This window comes from Streptomyces sp. NPDC111516 (genome assembly GCF_055635345.1).
This window is the reverse complement of the sequence record NZ_JBVKBV010000001.1, coordinates 533,491-549,150: the sequence shown is the minus strand read 5'-3', so window position 1 is coordinate 549,150 and position 15,660 is coordinate 533,491. Positions and strand designations below refer to the sequence as shown.

The 15,660-nt window shown below is 70.7% G+C and carries 12 protein-coding genes and 1 pseudogene; 5 read left to right on the top strand and 8 right to left on the bottom strand.

Translation table 11 applies throughout. From position 1 onward, the window contains the following. The first annotated feature begins 12 nt into the window (after positions 1-12). A complete protein-coding gene (locus ACZ7L9_RS02480; RefSeq protein WP_471411813.1) occupies positions 13-1,692 on the top strand; it encodes a recombinase family protein in 1,680 nt (559 codons plus the stop codon). 5 nt (positions 1,693-1,697) lie between these two features. On the opposite strand, the pseudogene ACZ7L9_RS02475 reads toward ACZ7L9_RS02480, so the two are convergent. After that, positions 1,698-2,000, bottom strand: a pseudogene (locus ACZ7L9_RS02475) (SDR family oxidoreductase); the annotation flags it as partial. Between the two features lie 262 nt (positions 2,001-2,262). Here ACZ7L9_RS02475 and ACZ7L9_RS02470 point away from each other — a divergent pair. Beyond that, positions 2,263-3,891, top strand: a complete 1,629-nt coding sequence (locus ACZ7L9_RS02470; RefSeq protein WP_471411811.1) for an alkaline phosphatase D family protein — start codon at positions 2,263-2,265, stop codon at positions 3,889-3,891. A gap of 36 nt (positions 3,892-3,927) precedes the next feature. On the opposite strand, the gene ACZ7L9_RS02465 is transcribed toward ACZ7L9_RS02470, so the two are convergent. Further along, positions 3,928-4,932: a Gfo/Idh/MocA family protein gene (locus ACZ7L9_RS02465; protein WP_471411808.1), complete on the bottom strand. Its 1,005-nt coding sequence runs from the start codon at positions 4,930-4,932 to the stop codon at positions 3,928-3,930. Between the two features lie 87 nt (positions 4,933-5,019). Between ACZ7L9_RS02465 and ACZ7L9_RS02460 the strand changes: the two genes are divergently transcribed. Continuing rightward, on the top strand, positions 5,020-6,324 hold the full coding sequence (locus tag ACZ7L9_RS02460; protein ID WP_471411806.1) for a multidrug effflux MFS transporter: 1,305 nt from the start codon (positions 5,020-5,022) through the stop codon (positions 6,322-6,324). Positions 6,325-6,560: 236 nt separating this feature from the next. On the opposite strand, the gene ACZ7L9_RS02455 is transcribed toward ACZ7L9_RS02460, so the two are convergent. Continuing rightward, complete coding sequence (locus tag ACZ7L9_RS02455; RefSeq protein ID WP_471411804.1) at positions 6,561-7,868, bottom strand: hypothetical protein; 1,308 nt, start codon at positions 7,866-7,868, stop codon at positions 6,561-6,563. A gap of 141 nt (positions 7,869-8,009) precedes the next feature. Between ACZ7L9_RS02455 and ACZ7L9_RS02450 the strand changes: the two genes are divergently transcribed. Next, the gene (locus tag ACZ7L9_RS02450; protein WP_471411803.1) at positions 8,010-9,020 is read left to right on the top strand and encodes a small ribosomal subunit Rsm22 family protein; all 1,011 of its coding nucleotides are present in this window, start codon (positions 8,010-8,012) and stop codon (positions 9,018-9,020) included. A 29-nt stretch (positions 9,021-9,049) separates the two neighbouring features. On the opposite strand, the gene ddaH is transcribed toward ACZ7L9_RS02450, so the two are convergent. Continuing rightward, positions 9,050-9,865 (bottom strand): dimethylargininase, encoded by an 816-nt coding sequence (ddaH, locus tag ACZ7L9_RS02445; protein WP_471411802.1) that lies wholly within the window; start codon positions 9,863-9,865, stop codon positions 9,050-9,052. 478 nt (positions 9,866-10,343) lie between these two features. Between ddaH and ACZ7L9_RS02440 the strand changes: the two genes are divergently transcribed. After that, complete coding sequence (locus tag ACZ7L9_RS02440; RefSeq protein WP_471411800.1) at positions 10,344-11,090, top strand: bifunctional DNA primase/polymerase; 747 nt, start codon at positions 10,344-10,346, stop codon at positions 11,088-11,090. 59 nt (positions 11,091-11,149) lie between these two features. Here ACZ7L9_RS02440 and ACZ7L9_RS02435 read toward each other — a convergent pair whose 3' ends face one another. The 4 genes from ACZ7L9_RS02435 to efeO form a co-directional block, all read right to left on the bottom strand. Then, positions 11,150-12,142, bottom strand: a complete 993-nt coding sequence (locus ACZ7L9_RS02435) for an SCO2278 family lipoprotein (protein ID WP_471411798.1) — start codon at positions 12,140-12,142, stop codon at positions 11,150-11,152. 209 nt (positions 12,143-12,351) lie between these two features. Continuing rightward, the gene (efeU, locus tag ACZ7L9_RS02430; RefSeq protein ID WP_471411796.1) at positions 12,352-13,188 is read right to left on the bottom strand and encodes an iron uptake transporter permease EfeU; all 837 of its coding nucleotides are present in this window, start codon (positions 13,186-13,188) and stop codon (positions 12,352-12,354) included. A 30-nt stretch (positions 13,189-13,218) separates the two neighbouring features. Continuing rightward, positions 13,219-14,496, bottom strand: a complete 1,278-nt coding sequence (gene efeB / locus ACZ7L9_RS02425; RefSeq protein WP_471411793.1) for an iron uptake transporter deferrochelatase/peroxidase subunit — start codon at positions 14,494-14,496, stop codon at positions 13,219-13,221. Between the two features lie 20 nt (positions 14,497-14,516). Then, positions 14,517-15,653 carry an iron uptake system protein EfeO gene (efeO, locus tag ACZ7L9_RS02420; protein WP_471411791.1) on the bottom strand — a complete coding sequence of 379 codons (1,137 nt, stop codon included), beginning with the start codon at positions 15,651-15,653 and terminating at the stop codon, positions 14,517-14,519. Between the last annotated feature and the right edge of the window lie 7 nt (positions 15,654-15,660).

Sequence of the window (15,660 nt, the reverse complement as noted above, 5' to 3'; positions counted from 1 at the left end):
GAAAGGCCCCCCGTGCTACCCAGACCACGGCCACCGGCTGACACCGCGCCACCGCCCCACCACGGCGACTCCCTCACCCCGTACGACGGCCTGACCCCATACATCGGATACGTCCGCGTCAGCACGTGGAAAGAAGAGAAGATCAGCCCCGAGCTACAGCGGGAATCGATCCTCCGATGGGCCCGCGACGTTGGCGCCCGCATCGTCCGATGGGTCGAAGACCTCGACGAATCCGGCCGACACTTTAAGCGCAAGATCACTCGGTGCGTTGAGCGCGTCGAAGAAGGGGAGGCACGGGGCGTCGCTGTCTGGCGATACTCCCGATTCGGGCGCGACCGTACGGGCAACGCCCTGTGGCTCGCCCGACTGGAGAAGGCAGGCGGGCAGCTCGAATCCGCAACCGAGCGCATCGACGCAACCACCGCCGTCGGGCGCTTTCAGCGTGGCATGATCCTCGAATTCGGCGCTTTCGAGTCGGACCGCGCCGGGGAGCAGTGGCGCGAGACTCACGAGCACCGCAAGTACAAACTGGGGTTGCCAGCGCAGGGCCGCAAGCGGTCCGGGTACATCTGGCACCGCCGCATCGTGCCCGACCCCGCCAGTCCCGATGGCTACCGCCTCCAGAAAGAGCGTTACGAGACCGACCCCGAGTACGGGCCGGTGATCGCCGACCTGTACCGGCAGTACATCGAGGGCGACGGATTCGGCACCCTCAGCGTCCGACTCAACCGCGCCGGCCACCGCACCACACAGGGCACGCTATGGTCCACCGACACCCTCACCCGCTACATGGACTCAGGCTTTCCCGCCGGCCTACTCATCGTGCACGACCCCGAATGCAGGTGCGGCAAAGTGAGCGGCACATGCAGGCGCCGCGTTCACATTCAGGGCGCTCACGACGAGTTGGTCGACTGGGGCCTATGGGAGGCGTACCTACGGCGCCGCGAGCACGTCCGTGCGACCATGCCACGATCTCGCGTGGCCCTCTACGAACTCACCGGCCTGGTTAGGTGCGCCCAATGCCGCAAGGGCACAGCCATCACCAGCACGCGGGGCCCCAATAAACGGCAGTCCTACCGGTGCACCATCCGAGCCAAGTCTGGCCCACTGGCCTGTGACGGCATCTACGTCCGCCGGGACATTGTCGAGCGCGAGGTATTCAACTGGCTTGCTCGGGAAGCCGCCGCGGGCATCGATGCTGCGCCGCCGTCGTCGGTCGAGGATGCACGCGACCGCGCCGCCCGCGAGCAGGCCGACACCGCCCGCGCCCGCGTCCGCGCACAGGCCGAAGTCGACAAGGAGCGCAAGGCGCTTGCCAGGCTCCGCGCCGACCACGCTGCCAACCCCGACGACTACGGGCCCGGCGAGTACGACGACGCAGTGGCCGAGATCCGTGCCAAGCGGCAGCGGGCAGAGCAGATCCTCGCCGAGCTGCCCGCAGAGGTGGAAACGCTGCCGGACCGCGCCGAACACATCCCGCTCGTGCTGAGCGTCGTTGACGCATGGTCGGCCATGGACGTCGCCGAGAGAAACGGCATGCTGCGGAAGTTGCTGCGGCGTGTCGCGCTCGTTCGGCACGGCGAGGGAAGCGCCGGGTGTGAGGTCCAGGTGCATCCCGTGTGGGAGCCGGACCCCTGGCAAGCATCGCGCGCAGCGCCGCCCGCCCCGGACGCCGCGTCACCAGTCCCGTAACGTCGGCCATCGGGGGATGTTTTGGGCGCACTGTTGAAGAGCAGATCCAGGCGGCCGAAGCACTCCCGTACCGAGGAGAAGAGCGCGTCCACGTCCCCGGGGCTCGAGACATCGGCGGGGACGGTGAGCACCCGGGCGCCCTCCCCGGCCAGCGCGGCGGTGTCGGCGAGGGGTTCCGGCCGTCGGCCCGCGAGCGCCACCGACCAGCCCGCGCCGGTCAGGGCGAGCGCCACCGCACGGCCGATCCCGGAGCCCGCGCCCGTCACGACTGCCGTCTTCGAGTCGGAATTCAACAGTTTGTTGCTCATGGGGCCGCAGCGTACGCCCTCCCGCCCGACAGGGCGCGTGGGGCCACACGGGGTCAAGGCGGCGTACGCGGCGGCGGGTTCACCCCACGGAGGGTCAACCTTGGTGATCATGGTCTCCGCCGCTTATGCGCACTTTGCCGTGGGCATCCATTCCCGCTGTACTCCTCATCCGCGCAACGCCCGAGCGACGCGAACACGACAGCCGCTCGATGCGCCGGCCCGGTGCATTGTCCGAGTACACCACCAGCCAGGGGAGGGACAGATGACGCACTCATCGCACCAGCAGGAGCTGCGCGACGCCGCCAGGCACCTCGGACGCCGCCGCTTCCTCACCGTCACCGGCGCCGCCGCCGCGCTCGCCTTCTCGGTCAACCTGCCGGCCGCGGGCGCCGCGAGCGCCGCCGAGCTGGACGCCCGGAAGATCCGCGAGAGCCCGTTCACCCTCGGCGTCGCCTCCGGCGACCCGCTGCCCGACTCGGTCCTGCTGTGGACGAGACTCGCGCCCCGCCCGTACGAGAGCGGCAGCGGACTGCCCCGGGCCCGGGTCCAGGTGCGCTGGGAACTCGCCCGCGACAAGCGCTTCTCCCGCATCGTCCGGCGTGGATCGGCCACCGCCCACCCGGAGTTCGACCACAGCGTCCACGTCGAGATCAAGGGCCTTGAAGCGGACCGCGTCTTCTACTACCGCTTCCGTACGGGGAACTGGACCAGCCCCACCGGCCGGACCCGCACCGCGCCGGCCAGAGGTGCCCGCAACAGTGCGCTGAGCCTGGCCGCCGTCTCCTGCCAGGCCTACCACGACGGCTACTTCACCGCGTACAAGCACCTCGCCCAGGAGGACGTCGACGTCGTCTTCCACCTCGGTGACTACCTCTACGAGTACGCCGTCGACGCGACCGGCGGAGCCCGTAACGACACCAGCCGCACGCTCCCCGCCCACTTCAACCGGGAGACGGTCACGCTGGAGGACTACCGGCTGCGCTACGGCCTCTACAAGTCCGACCCCGATCTGCGCGCCGCCCACGCCGCGCACCCCTTCGTCGTCACCTGGGACGACCACGAGACCGATAACAACTACGCGGGCAAGACCCCCGAGAACGGCGTACCGCCGGCGGAATTCCTGCTGCGGCGCGCCGCCGCGTACCGGGCGTACTGGGAGAACCAGCCGCTGCGCACCCCGCAGCGGCCTACCGGCCCGGACATGAAGCTCTACCGGCGCCTGCACTTCGGCCGCCTAGCGCAGTTCGACATCCTCGACACCCGTCAGTACCGCAGCGACCAGGCGTACGGCGACGGCTGGCAGAAGCCCGGACCGGAGTCCGAGGACCCCTCGCGCACCCTCACCGGAGCCACCCAGGAGCGCTGGCTGCTCGACGGCTGGCGCGCCTCGCACGCCACCTGGAACGTCGTACCGCAGCAGGTCGCCTTCGCCCAGCGGCGCAACGTCCCCACCGACGCCTATCTGCTGTCGATGGACGCCTGGGACGGCTACCCCGCCTCCCGGGAACGGGTCCTCAAGGGAGCCGAGGCCGCCGGAATCGACAACCTGATGGTGCTGACCGGCGACGTGCACGTCGGCTACGGCCTCGACCTGAAGCAGGACTTCGACGACCCGGCCTCCCGCACCGTCGGCACGGAGATCGTCGCCACCTCCATCACCAGCGGCAGGAACGGCTCGGACAAGCCGGCGAGCTGGAACAACCAGATGCAGGCCAACCCGCACATGAAGTTCTTCAACGGCCGTCGCGGATACGCCGTCATCACGCTGGGCGCGCAGCGGGCGCGCGCCGACTACCGCACGGTGTCCGGCGTCACCACGCCCGGCGCGCCCCTCACGACGGCCGGATCGTTCGTCACAGAGGTGGGGCACCAGGGCCTCACGCCCGCGTGAGCTCTTCTGAGGCCCCGCCCCACGGACGGGCGCCGGTCAGCCGAGATCGTCGGCCGGGTAGCGGACGCCGATGCGCTCACGTACCGCGTCGAGCGTCCGCATCACGGCGAGGGAACCGTCCAGCGGCACCAGCGGAGACTCCGTCTCACCCGCCCGCAGCGCCCGCGCCACCTCGGCCTGCTCGAACTGCATCCCGCGCAGCCCCTCGCCCGCCGCCCCCGCGGTGAACTCCTCCGGGTCGCGCCCCGGCCGGTGCAGCACGAACCGCTCCGGGTAGAAGAAGCCGTGCGGGAAGTCGATCCGCCCCTTCGTCCCGGTGACCGTCGCGGTCACCGGCGTGTCCCCGACGAGCGAACAGTTCAGCAGCGCCGAGGCGCCCAGCTCCGACCAGCTCAGCAGCATGGCCGTGTTCAGGTCGACGCCTTCCGGGGAGAGCAGCGCGTCGGCCTGCACCCGGTCCGGCTCGCCCAGCAGCAACTGCGCGAACGACACCGGATAGACTCCGAGGTCCAGCAGCGCGCCGCCGCCCAGCGCCGGGTCGCGCAGCCGGTGCTCGGGACCGAAGTCGCCCGCGAACCCGAAGTCGGCCTGCACGGTACGGATATCGCCGATGGCGCCGTCCCGCACCAGCTCCGTCATGCGCCGGATGACCGGGTTGCAGTACGTCCACATGGCCTCCATCAGGAAGAGGCCGCGGTCCCGGGCGAGCTTCACCAGCTCGTCCGCCTCCCGCGCGTTGAGCGTGAACGCCTTCTCGCACAGCACGTGCTTTCCGGCCTCCAGACAGAGCGCGGCCGCCTCCCGGTGCGCCGAGTGCGGCGTCGCCACGTACACCACATCGACCTCGTCGTCGGCGGCGAGCTCCGCCCAGCTGCCGTACGCCCGGGGTATCCCGAACCGCTGCGCGAACGCCTTCGCCGAGGCGTCCGTGCGGGAGGCGACGGCCACCACCTCCGCGTCCGGCATCGCCCGCAGATCCTCGGTGAACGTCGCCGCGATACCGCCCGTCGCCAGCACGCCCCAACGCACTGCCCTGCTCATGCCTGTCATGCCTGCTCCCCAAAGAGGTCTCGACCAGTCCGGCAGAGCTGAGAGCATAGATGCGGATTCAACGACATGGAGATGAGAATGCCGGAGAGCGGCGCGAGCCGGGCCCAGCAGGAACGTACACACATACCGACCACCGGGACGGCGGGCGGGACCGCGCCCGCTGCGCCCGCCGCCACCGAAGCGGCCCGGCGCACCGGACTCCTCGTCACCCTGGTCCTCGGCGGCCTCACCGCACTGCCGCCGCTCTCCATGGACATGTACCTCCCGGCGCTTCCCGCGGTCACCGAGTCCCTGCACGCCCCCGCCGCGACCGTCCAGCTCACCCTCACCGCCTGTCTCACCGGCATGGCGCTCGGCCAGGTCGTCGTCGGACCGATGAGCGACCGGTGGGGGAGGCGCAGGCCGCTGCTCCTCGGCATGATCATCTACGTTCTCGCCACCGCGATCTGCGTCTTCGCCCCCACCACGGAACTCCTCATCGGCTTCCGCCTCCTGCAGGGCCTGGCCGGTGCGGCGGGGATCGTCATCGCCCGTGCCGTGGTGCGCGACATGTACGACGGCGTGGAGATGGCCAGGTTCTTCTCCACGCTGATGCTGATCTCCGGCGTCGCACCGATCGTCGCGCCGCTGATCGGCGGACAGGTGCTGCGGTTCACCGACTGGCGGGGGATCTTCGCCGTCCTCACCGTCGTCGGCGTGATGCTCACCCTTGTCGTCTGGAGGTGGCTGCACGAGACCCTGCCGCCGCAGGACCGGCACACCGGCGGCATCGGCGACGCGCTGCGCACCATGCGCGGGCTGCTCGCCGACCGGGTCTTCACCGGCTACATGATCGCGGGCAGCCTCGCCTTCGCCGCCCTCTTCGCTTACGTGAGCGCCTCGCCGTTCGTCGTGCAGGAGATCTACGGGGCCTCGCCGCAGACCTTCAGCCTGCTCTTCGGCATCAACTCGGTCGGCCTGATCATCGTGGGCCAGATCAACGGCAAGGTGCTGGTCGGCCGGATCAGCCTGGACAAGGCGCTCGCCTTCGGCCTCTCGGTCATCGTGCTGGCCGCGGCCGCGCTGCTGCTGATGACGACCGGGGTCTTCGGGGACGTGGGCCTGGTCCCGGTCGCCGCCGGGCTCTTCGTACTGATGTCGGCGATGGGGCTCGCGATGCCGAACACGAACGCGCAGGCCCTGATGCGTACGAAGCACGCCGCCGGGTCCGCGTCCGCGCTGCTCGGCACGTCGTCGTTCCTCATCGGCGCCGTCGCCTCGCCGCTCGTCGGGATCGCGGGCGAGGGGACCGCCGTGCCGATGGCCGTCGTCCAACTGGTGTGCGCGGTGGGCGCGATGGCCTGCTTCCTGGGGCTGTGCAGGCCCTGGCAGCGAATGTCGTGAACCGGGTTCTGCGACGGGGGGACGCCGGGACCCTGGGCCGGTTCAGCCCCACGTCCTGCCGCTGACCAGGTCCGGCCAGAAGCAGCGGGAGACGAGGGCGGCGAGCGCCGGCACCGGGCCCTCTCCCGGCGCGTGTTCGTAGTGTGGACCACACAGGTCCGCACCGGGTCGGCGCGAGCGTGTTTCCGCGGGGCCGCACGGACCGGGCAGCGCACCCGGGTCCGGTCCGTGCGCCCTCAGCGCGCGCTCGGGTAGCCGATCAGATGCGGGCGGTCCTTCTCGTCCGTCCAGCGGAACAGGCCGACACCGTCCGACGTCACCGCGCCCGGAATCCGCTGGTTCGACGGCAGGGCGCCCGTCGTGCCGCTCCTGACCGCCACCGCGACGGGGGTGCCGCCGCCGGCCAGCACGTCCGCCGCGTTGCGAGCGTTCGCCGCACCGTACGCGATGCCCTCGTCGTTCACCGATGCCAGCGTCAGCGGCTTCGTGCCGTCCGCCCCCTCGAAGCAGAAGCCCCGCTTCGTCAGCAGGTCGAAGGCGAGCGGCCCGGCCACCAGGAAGTTGCCCGAGGGCGCGGCGACGAGCTGCGGGTACTGGCCGGGCTTTATCGCGGGCTTGCTGCACTCCACCGAGGCGAGCGGTTTGCCCGTCTCCAGATCGTGCACCGTCCACAGGTCATGGGTGGCGGCGCGCTTCGCGTCCTTGGCGAGCTGCCACTTCGCCAGTATCAGGCCCGGGAGCACCGACGTCGGGATCCCGCTGACCCGGTCGGTGCCCTTGGGCGCGACATCGCGGCTGAACCAGCCGCCCTGCACCCAGAACTCCTTGGACCCGCTGACCAGCAGGCCCTTCTGCGTCAGACCGCGGACCTCGGTGAGCTGCTTGCAGGTCGTGCAGCCCTTCGGGTACTTGAGCGCTGCGGCGGTGAGCTGCGAAACCCGGCCGGTCACCGGGTCGACGACCGCGCTGTTCGTCCGGCCGTCACTGATGACGATGCCGGGGCCGGTGGCGGAGACCGTGGGCACGGAGTTCCACGGCACCTCGACGCGCCGCCGGGAGCCGTCCTGCACGTCGTAGAAGTCCAGCGAGACGATGGTGTCCGCGGGGGTCAGCGCGTTCTCGCCGACCTTCCCGTACGACCACGTCACGTAGTACTCGTGGTCGTCCACGGTGACCAGGAGGAGTCTCGGGAAGTGCTGCGCAGACGGGGGCCGCCAGCTCTCCCCGTGCCAGCCGGCCGCCCCGGTCTCCGAGTCGATGGTCCGCAGCTGGTACCTGTTCTCCGAGGCCCGCACGAGATAGGCGAGACCGCCCGTCGTCCGGGACAGCGCGTAGTCGGGCGAGGTGCCGATGAGCTCCCAGCCGCGCTTCGTGGCGAACACGGAGGGGACGGTGAGCCGGGTCACCGGGACCGAGGCCTTCTCCGCCTGCTTCTTCGGCTCGCCGGAGCTCTTCTCACCACCCGCGCAGGTGGCCAGCAGAAGCAGCATGGCCAGCACGAGCACTCCGCCGACCAGAACCAGGCGCACGATCTTCTGTCTCATGGCTTCCCTCGATGGGCGATCCCGACCTCGCGGCGGTCAGCGTAGCAACTGGCGCAAGGGTCGCGGCAGTTCACCTGCCGTGCTGTTCGCCGCCGGTGCCGGGCCGGATGCGGGCGGGCAGCCTGCGCCTACAATTTGCCGGTGAACGCCACCCTCCCCATCGCGGAAGCCCTGCGCACGGCGCTGGCCGGACTGCTCGACGGGCTGCCGCCCAAGCAGGCCGCCCAGGCCGTCGACCGGCTCATCGCCAACTACCGGGGGACCACCCCCACGGACGCCCCGGTGCTCCGCGACCGTTCCGACGTCGCCGCCTACGCCGCGTACCGGATGCCCGCGACCTTCGAAGCGGTACGGTCCGCCCTCGCCGCGCTCCAGGACGCCGCCCCGGACTGGGTGCCCGCCACGCACACCGACATCGGCGGCGGCACCGGAGCGGCGAGCTGGGCCGTGGCCGGGGCCTGGGAGGGGCCACGGACGACCGTCCTGGACTGGGCCGAGCCCGCCCTCGCCCTGGGCCGCGAACTGGCCGGGATCTCCGGCATCCCCGCCCTGCGCGCCGCCGAGTGGCGCCGGGCCCGGATCGGCGCGGGCCTCGAACTCGCGCCCACGGACCTGATCACCGTCTCCTACGTGCTCAAGGAACTGACGGCGGACGTCCGCGCCGCGCTCGTCGACACCGCGGCGGCCGCCGCACAGGCGGTCGTGGTCGTCGAGCCCGGCACCCCCGACGGCTACGACCGGATCATCGAGGCCCGCGACCGGCTGATCGCCGCCGGGCTGAAGGTCGCCGCGCCCTGCCCGCACAGCGACGCCTGCCCCATCGAGCCGGGCGCGGACTGGTGCCACTTCTCGGCCCGGGTCAGCCGCTCCTCGCTGCACCGGCAGGTCAAGGGCGGCTCGTTGCCGTACGAGGACGAGAAGTTCAGCTACGTCGTGGCGACCCGCTTCGACACGGAGCCCGTCCGGGCGCGCGTCACCCGCAAGCCGCAGATCCGCAAGGGGCAGGTGCTGCTCGACCTGTGCACCCGTGACGAGGCCCTGCGGCGCTCCACGGTCACCAAGCGCCACGGCGAGCTGTACCGGGCCGCCCGGGACATCGCGTGGGGCGACGAGTGGCCGCCGCCCCACCCGTCGAGCCCGCCCGGGGACTGAGGACGGCCCGGCCGCCGGCCGGGCCCCGGCTACCCGCGCAGCTCCTGTGTGCAGCACTTCACGCTGCCGCCGCCCTTCAGCAGCTCACCCAGATCCATCGGCACGGGCTCGAAGCCGCGCGCCCGCAACGGACCGAACAGCCCCGTGGCGGTCTGCGGCAGCAGCACATGGAGCCCGTCGCTCACCGCGTTCAGACCGAGCGCCGCGGCGTCCGTCTCCTCGGCGATCAGCGCGTCGGGGAAGAGCCGCGCCAGCACCGACCGGCTGCCCGGCGAGAATGCCCCCGGGTAGTACATGATCTCGTCGCCCGCCTCGTCGAGCACCGACAGGGCCGTGTCCAGGTGGTAGTAGCGCGGGTCGATCAGATCGAGCCCGATCACCGGGCGCCCGAAGAACTCCTGCGCCTCGTCGTGCGAGAGCGGGCTGGACCGGAAGCCCCGCCCGGCCAGGAGGTACGACGCGGTGACCGCGAAGTCGCCCTCGCCCTCGTTGATGTGGTCCGGCTCATGGATCTCGGCGAAGCCATTGGCCCGGAACCACTCGCGATGGGCCCCGGCCTCCGCGTACCGCTCCCGGTACGCGAACCGGGCACCCAGCACCCGGCCGTCGATGACGGTGGCGCCGTTCGCGGCGAAGACCATGTCGGGCAGTTCGGGCCGGGGCGTGAGCAGCTCCACGGTGTGCCCCAGGGCGCGGTAGCGGTCGCGCAGGTCCTCCCACTGGGCCTGGGCCAGGGGGAGATCCACGGGTTTGCCGGGGTCCATCCAGGGGTTGATGGAGTACGTCACCCTGAAGTGGGCAGGAGCGCACATCAGGTAACGGCGGGGTGTGGCTTCACGAGGCAATGAAGGCTCCTCACGAATGCGGGCAGGGGTGGCCTGCGGGGGACTTCGCACGGGTGTGTGCGTGAGCCCATGGTCCGCTCTCCGGGGCCGGTTGCGCAGTGATCCGATCGGGTGGTTCCGCACGGTGCTGAGCCGTTGCGGGTCGACGCGTGTCACTGCTGGATCGACCGGCATGGCAGAGCGGCGGCCACCCGCCGCCCCGGCCGTCGCAGCGAGCGCTCGCGCCGCGCGATCCACGACGCGGCGCCCGGCCGGACCTCGAGGTCGCTGTCCGGGCCACCGCCGACGAGCCGACCGGCCCCGCCTTCGGGGCACCGATCCGCGCGCAGCCCAGAGACGCACCCGTCATTCCATGACAAGAAGTGGCATAGCGCCCAGCGCACGGCGCTGTCTCGCGTACCCCGCTTCGGGACTCCGGCCACCCGAGGCGCAGGATGGTGGGACCATGGGCAGGGGCAACGTAGAGGTAAGGGGATAGATGGGCGCCGATTTCGGCCGTTATCGCGGCTCAGAGAGCAAATTTTCCCAATGGCTTCGCCGCCGACCCAAACCGCAGCAGAGCGAGGTCGACGACACCGCCCGGGAGGCGCTGCTCCTGGCTGTCGCCGAAGCCGGAATGCCGATCGCGCCCGCCGCCCATCCGGTCGGCTACCGATGTTCGTGCGAACGCATCGGCTGTCCCACTCCCGCCCGGCACCCCGTCTCCTTCGCCTGGCAGACGCAGTCCACCACCGACCGCGCCCAGATCGAGCGCTGGGCCCGCAGCCAGCCGCAGGCCAACTTCATCACCGCGACCGGCATGATCCACGACGTTCTCGACGTGCCGCTGTCCGCGGGCGGCCAGGCACTGGAGCGGCTCCTCGCCGCCGGCATCGACGTCGGCCCCGTCGCCCGGTCCGGTGACGACCGGATGCTCTTCTTCACCGCCACCCGCGGTACGCCCGAGGACGAGGACGAATGGTGGCCGTGCGAGCTGGACTGCCACCCCGAGACCATGGACGAGCATCCGGGACTGCGGTGGCACTGCCGCGGCAGCTACGTACTCCTGCCGCCGGCCAGGCTTCCCGGTGAGCTGGACGTGCGGTGGGAGCGGGGGCCGGAGAACCCGTTGCCCGATCCGCTGACCCTGCTGGAGACGCTCACCGACGCGTGCGCGCAGTACGCGGACGCGGCGGACCAGAGTGATCTGGAGCACGACTCGGTGACGTGGCCGTTGAGCCGGTGACGGGTGACGGGTGACGGGTGACGGGTGACGGGGCAGCCCGGTGAGTCCGGCCGCCCCGGTCACGAGCCCTTGGCCGCCGTCAGGCCCGGCAGCCGGTTCAGCACGACCACCTTGCCGTCCTTCGCGCCCTTCTTCGGGACGTACACCAGTTGGCTGGAGATCCGCTCCTTGGTGAGGGTGGACTTCATCTCACCGGTCATCAGCGCCTCCACATCCGGGTTGAGCGGCGGGCGCAGCCCCGCCGCCGCCGTCTGCCGTTCGAAGTGCTTGCTGCTGAAGAAGACCAGCGCCCCGCCGTCCTCCGTTGCCAGGCCGAGCGGCGCGAACGTACCGCTGTCCAGCGGCCGATCGATGTACTGGTACGAGAAGCCCGCCCGCCGGGTCGTGCGGCGCGCCTCCCGCCAGCCCGACGTGGCGCTGCTGGGAGCGAAGACGTCCGGGGCGCCCTTCTGCAGGTAGTCCGTGTACTGGGTGCCCAAGTCCTCCGGTGCCACGGTCAGTTCCGCGTCGTCCGCGGCCACCGGCTCGGCGTGGCCGTCGCCGTCCTTCGCGATGGCGGGCAGCCCGGACGGTGCGACGACCGACAGATAGGCGGTCTTCCACCCCGCGCCGGGCCCGGACTTGACGAAGACGAGCAGCCAGCGGGTGTCCAGCTTTCCGCCGTCCTTGTCGCGGTTGGAGTCGGTGTCCGCGAGGAACCAGCGCGGCCAGCCGGCCTTCTTCGGGATGACGTACCGGGCGTCGGTCAGCTCCAGCGGCCGGTGATTCGCGTTGCCGTCCGGATCGTTCTTCTGCCGTGCCTTCAGCCCGGCCTGGTTGATCGCGCCCAGCGGGCCGGTGACCCGGTCCGCGTCCAGAGCCGGGTCGTAGGCCTTGTCCGCCGCGTTGTACGCGGTGGTGAAGTCCTTCAGGGCCTGTGCGGCCTCAGACCTGGTTGCCGCCGGCACCACTTCCAGCTCGCCGTGCACCGTCACGCACCCGCTCGCCGTCATGGACAGCACCGTCGCCGTCGCGAGCCCCGTCGCCAGCCGAATCGGCCTCAGACTTCTCATCCGCTGCTTTCCGCGCCTTCTGATCCGTCGTCCCCCTGGAGAGGGTCGGGCAGCGGACTTCGCGGCGTCGCGGGGCCGGGGCACGCACCTCGCGGCGTTGTCGTCAATCACCAACGCTCCTTCCCCAAGCTCTCGGCTTCGCTCGAGCAGGGGAGGCCCCATCTGCCTCAATCGTCCGCCTTGCGATGCACGCACCCCGGCCCCGCTCCTTAACCCGCGCTGCCCACTGCCCGGCCCTCTGACCGTCCGAACCCTACCGGGGCGAGGAACAGCGCGAGGGTGGGGATCAGGTACAGCGCCCACACCGTGATCTGGAGAACGGTCGGGTCGGGCTGGAAGTTGAAGGTGCCCTTCAGCAGCGTGCCGTACCAGCTGTCCGGCGGAATCGTGGCGCTGATGTCGAACGCCAGGTTGTGGATGCCGCCCAGGAACTCGGCCTCCTGCAGGTCGTGGACGCCGTACGCGAGCACACCCGCGGCGACGATCACCAGCATTCCGCCGGTCCAGGTGAAGAACTTCGACAGGTTGATCTTCAGCGCACCCCGGTAGAACAGCCAGCCCAGGACGATCGCGGCCGCGATCCCGAGGAACGCACCGATCATCGGGTGCCAGCCGTCGTCCGCAGCGTGCACCGCACGCCACACGAACAGCGAGGTCTCCAGACCTTCACGGCCCACCGCGAGGAGCGCCGTGGCGACGAGTGCACCGGTGCCCATCGAGAGTGCCGCGTCGAGCTTGCCGTGCAGTTCCGTCTTCAGATGCCGCGCGGTGCGCCGCATCCAGAAGACCATCCAGGTGACCAGACCGACCGAGATGATCGACAGCGTGCCGCCGAGCAACTCCTGGGCCTTGAACGTCATCTCCTGCGAACCGAATTCGAGGCCGGCACCGAACGCCAGGCTGACGACGACCGCGATACCGACACCGATCCAGATCGGCACCAGCTTGTTCTTGTTGCCGGTCTTCACCAGATAGGCGATGAGGATGCAGACGACCAGGCTGGCCTCGAGGCCCTCGCGCAGGCCGATGAGGAAGTTGCTGAACACGTTTCGGTTCTCCTTTTCTGCTTCGGCCCGTTACGAGAACAGCGCCCGGCCCCACCAGTCGTCCTTGTCGCGGACGCCCGGCGGGACGGCGAAGTGCGCCGAACCCACGTGCTGGATGTACTCGTTGAGTGCGTCGTGCGCAGCGAGGCGCCGCTGCAGCGGGATGAAGGCCTTGCGCGAATCGCGCTGGTAGGCGAGGAAGAAGAGCCCGGCGTCGAGCCGGCCGAGGCCGTCCGTGCCGTCGGTGAAGGAGTAGCCGCGGCGCAGGATCGTCGCGCCGCCGTTGCTGTCCGGGTGGGCGAGCCGCACATGCGCGGTCGGCAGCATCGCCTTCAGGAACGGCTCGTCGTGCTCCTTGGACTTGCCGACCGCAGCTCCCTCGCCCTTGTCGCGGCCGAAGACGTCCTCCTGCTCCTGGAGCGCGGTACGGTCCCAGGTCTCGATGTGCATCCGGATGCGCCGGGCCACCAGGTACGAACCCCCGGCCATCCAGCCCGCGTTGTCCTTCTCACCCACCCACACGTGCTTGTCCAGGGCGGCGGTGTCGGTGCCGGAGATGTTCCGGGTGCCGTCCTTGAAGCCGAACATGTTGCGCGGGGTCTGGGCGTCGGGCGTCGTCGAGGACGTCTTGCCGAAGCCCAGCTGGGACCAGCGGATCGCGGTGCGGCCCATGCCGATCCTGGCCAGGTTGCGGATGGCGTGCACCGCGACCTGCGGGTCGTCCGCGCAGGCCTGGACGCAGAGGTCGCCGCCGCTGCGGGCCGCGTCGAGGTTGTCGCCGGGGAACTTCGGCAGATCGACGAGCGCCTCGGGACGCTTGTCCTCCAGGCCGAAGCGGCCCTTGGCGAAGAGCGAGGGGCCGAAGCCGACGGTGAGCGTGAGCCGGGACGGCTTGAGCCCCAGCGCCTCGCCCGTGTCGTCCGGCGGGGCCTCGGCGAGACCGCCGTACGCGCCCTCGCCGACCGTGTGACCGGCCGTCATCCGCTCGGCCGCCCGGGTCCATTCCTTGAGCAGCGCGACCAGTTCGGCGCGGTCCTTCGTCGTCACGTCGAACGCGGCGAAGTGCAGCCTGTCCGGTACGGCGGTGGCGATACCGGCCTGGTGCGCACCGTGGAACGGCACGGCCGCCCCGCTGTCCGCGGCCGGCACCGGGTCGCTCCCCGGACGCACCGCGGCGACCGCGCCTCCGGCCGCGACGGCGCCGAGCGCCAGCCCGGCGCCGCCCCAGCCGAGCAGAGCCCGGCGAGACGGGGCGGGGCCGCCGGAGGCCGCCGCGGTTTCGGTGGTGCCCTGCTTCTGATCGGACATGACCGGTCCCTCCCCGCCCGTTACTTCGTCACCGCGGCGGCGAGCCGGGACAGCGGCTCGGCCAGCGCGTTGACCGCGTCCGACAGTTCCTTGCGGTCGGCCTTGCCGACCTTCTCGTACGAGGTGAACTCGTACGAGGTCTTGTCCTTGCGGTACTTGTCCAGCAGCGTGTTCAGCGCCGCGAACTGCTTGTCCAGGGACGCCGTCAGCGCCGGGTCGTTCTTCGAGGCGACCGGCTTCAGCAGCTCGTAGGACTTCTCCGCGCCCTCGACGTTGCCCTTGAAGTCGATCAGGTCGGTGTGGCTGTAGCGCTCCTCCTCGCCGGTGACCTTGCCGGTCGCGACCTCGTCGAGAAGTTCCTTGGCACCGTTGGCCATCGACGTCGGGGTGATGTCCGCCGTGCCGACCCGCTTCTGCCAGTCGAGCAGGTCCTTGTAGAGGACCGGCGCGAGGGCCTTCTCCTCGGCGCCGAGCTTCTTGTCGTGCCACAGCGCCTTCTCGAGGCGGTGCCAGCCGGTCCACTTCTGACCGTCCTCCAGCCCGTCCTCGCGGATGTCGACCTTCGGGTCGATGTCACCGAAGGACTCGGCGACCGGCTCGGTGCGCTCCCAGCCGAGCCGGGAGTCCGCGTAGAACTTCTTGGCGGCCTCGATGTCCCCGGCTGCCACGGCGTCCGTGAACTTCTTGGCCTTCGGCAGCGTCTCGTCGGCCTGGGCCTGGACGTAGGTGCGGTACTCGGCGACGGCCTTGTCCATCTCGGGGCTGCGCGTGGCCGCGTTGCCGCCGGTGACCTCGATCTTCTGCCGGATGCCGTGGCCCTTCATGCCGGGCTTGCAGGCGATCTCGTACGAACCGGCCTTGATCTCGGCCGTGATGGTGGCCTTGGTGCCGGGCCCGATGTTCTCGCGCTCGGCGACGATGCGGTCGTCCGGGAACAGGACGTAGACCTCGGTGACCTTCGAGCCCTTGTTCTGCACGGCCATTTCGACATGACCGGCAGGCAGCTTCTTCTTCGAGACCTCGCAGGAGTCGTCCTTCGCGACGATCTGCAGGGCCCCTTCGCCCTTGCCGTCGCTCTTCTCTGCGCAGCCCGTGACGGCGGTCAGGGCTGCCACCGCGGCGGCAGCGGTGACGACGGAGAAACGAACGGCTCGCATACGGGCT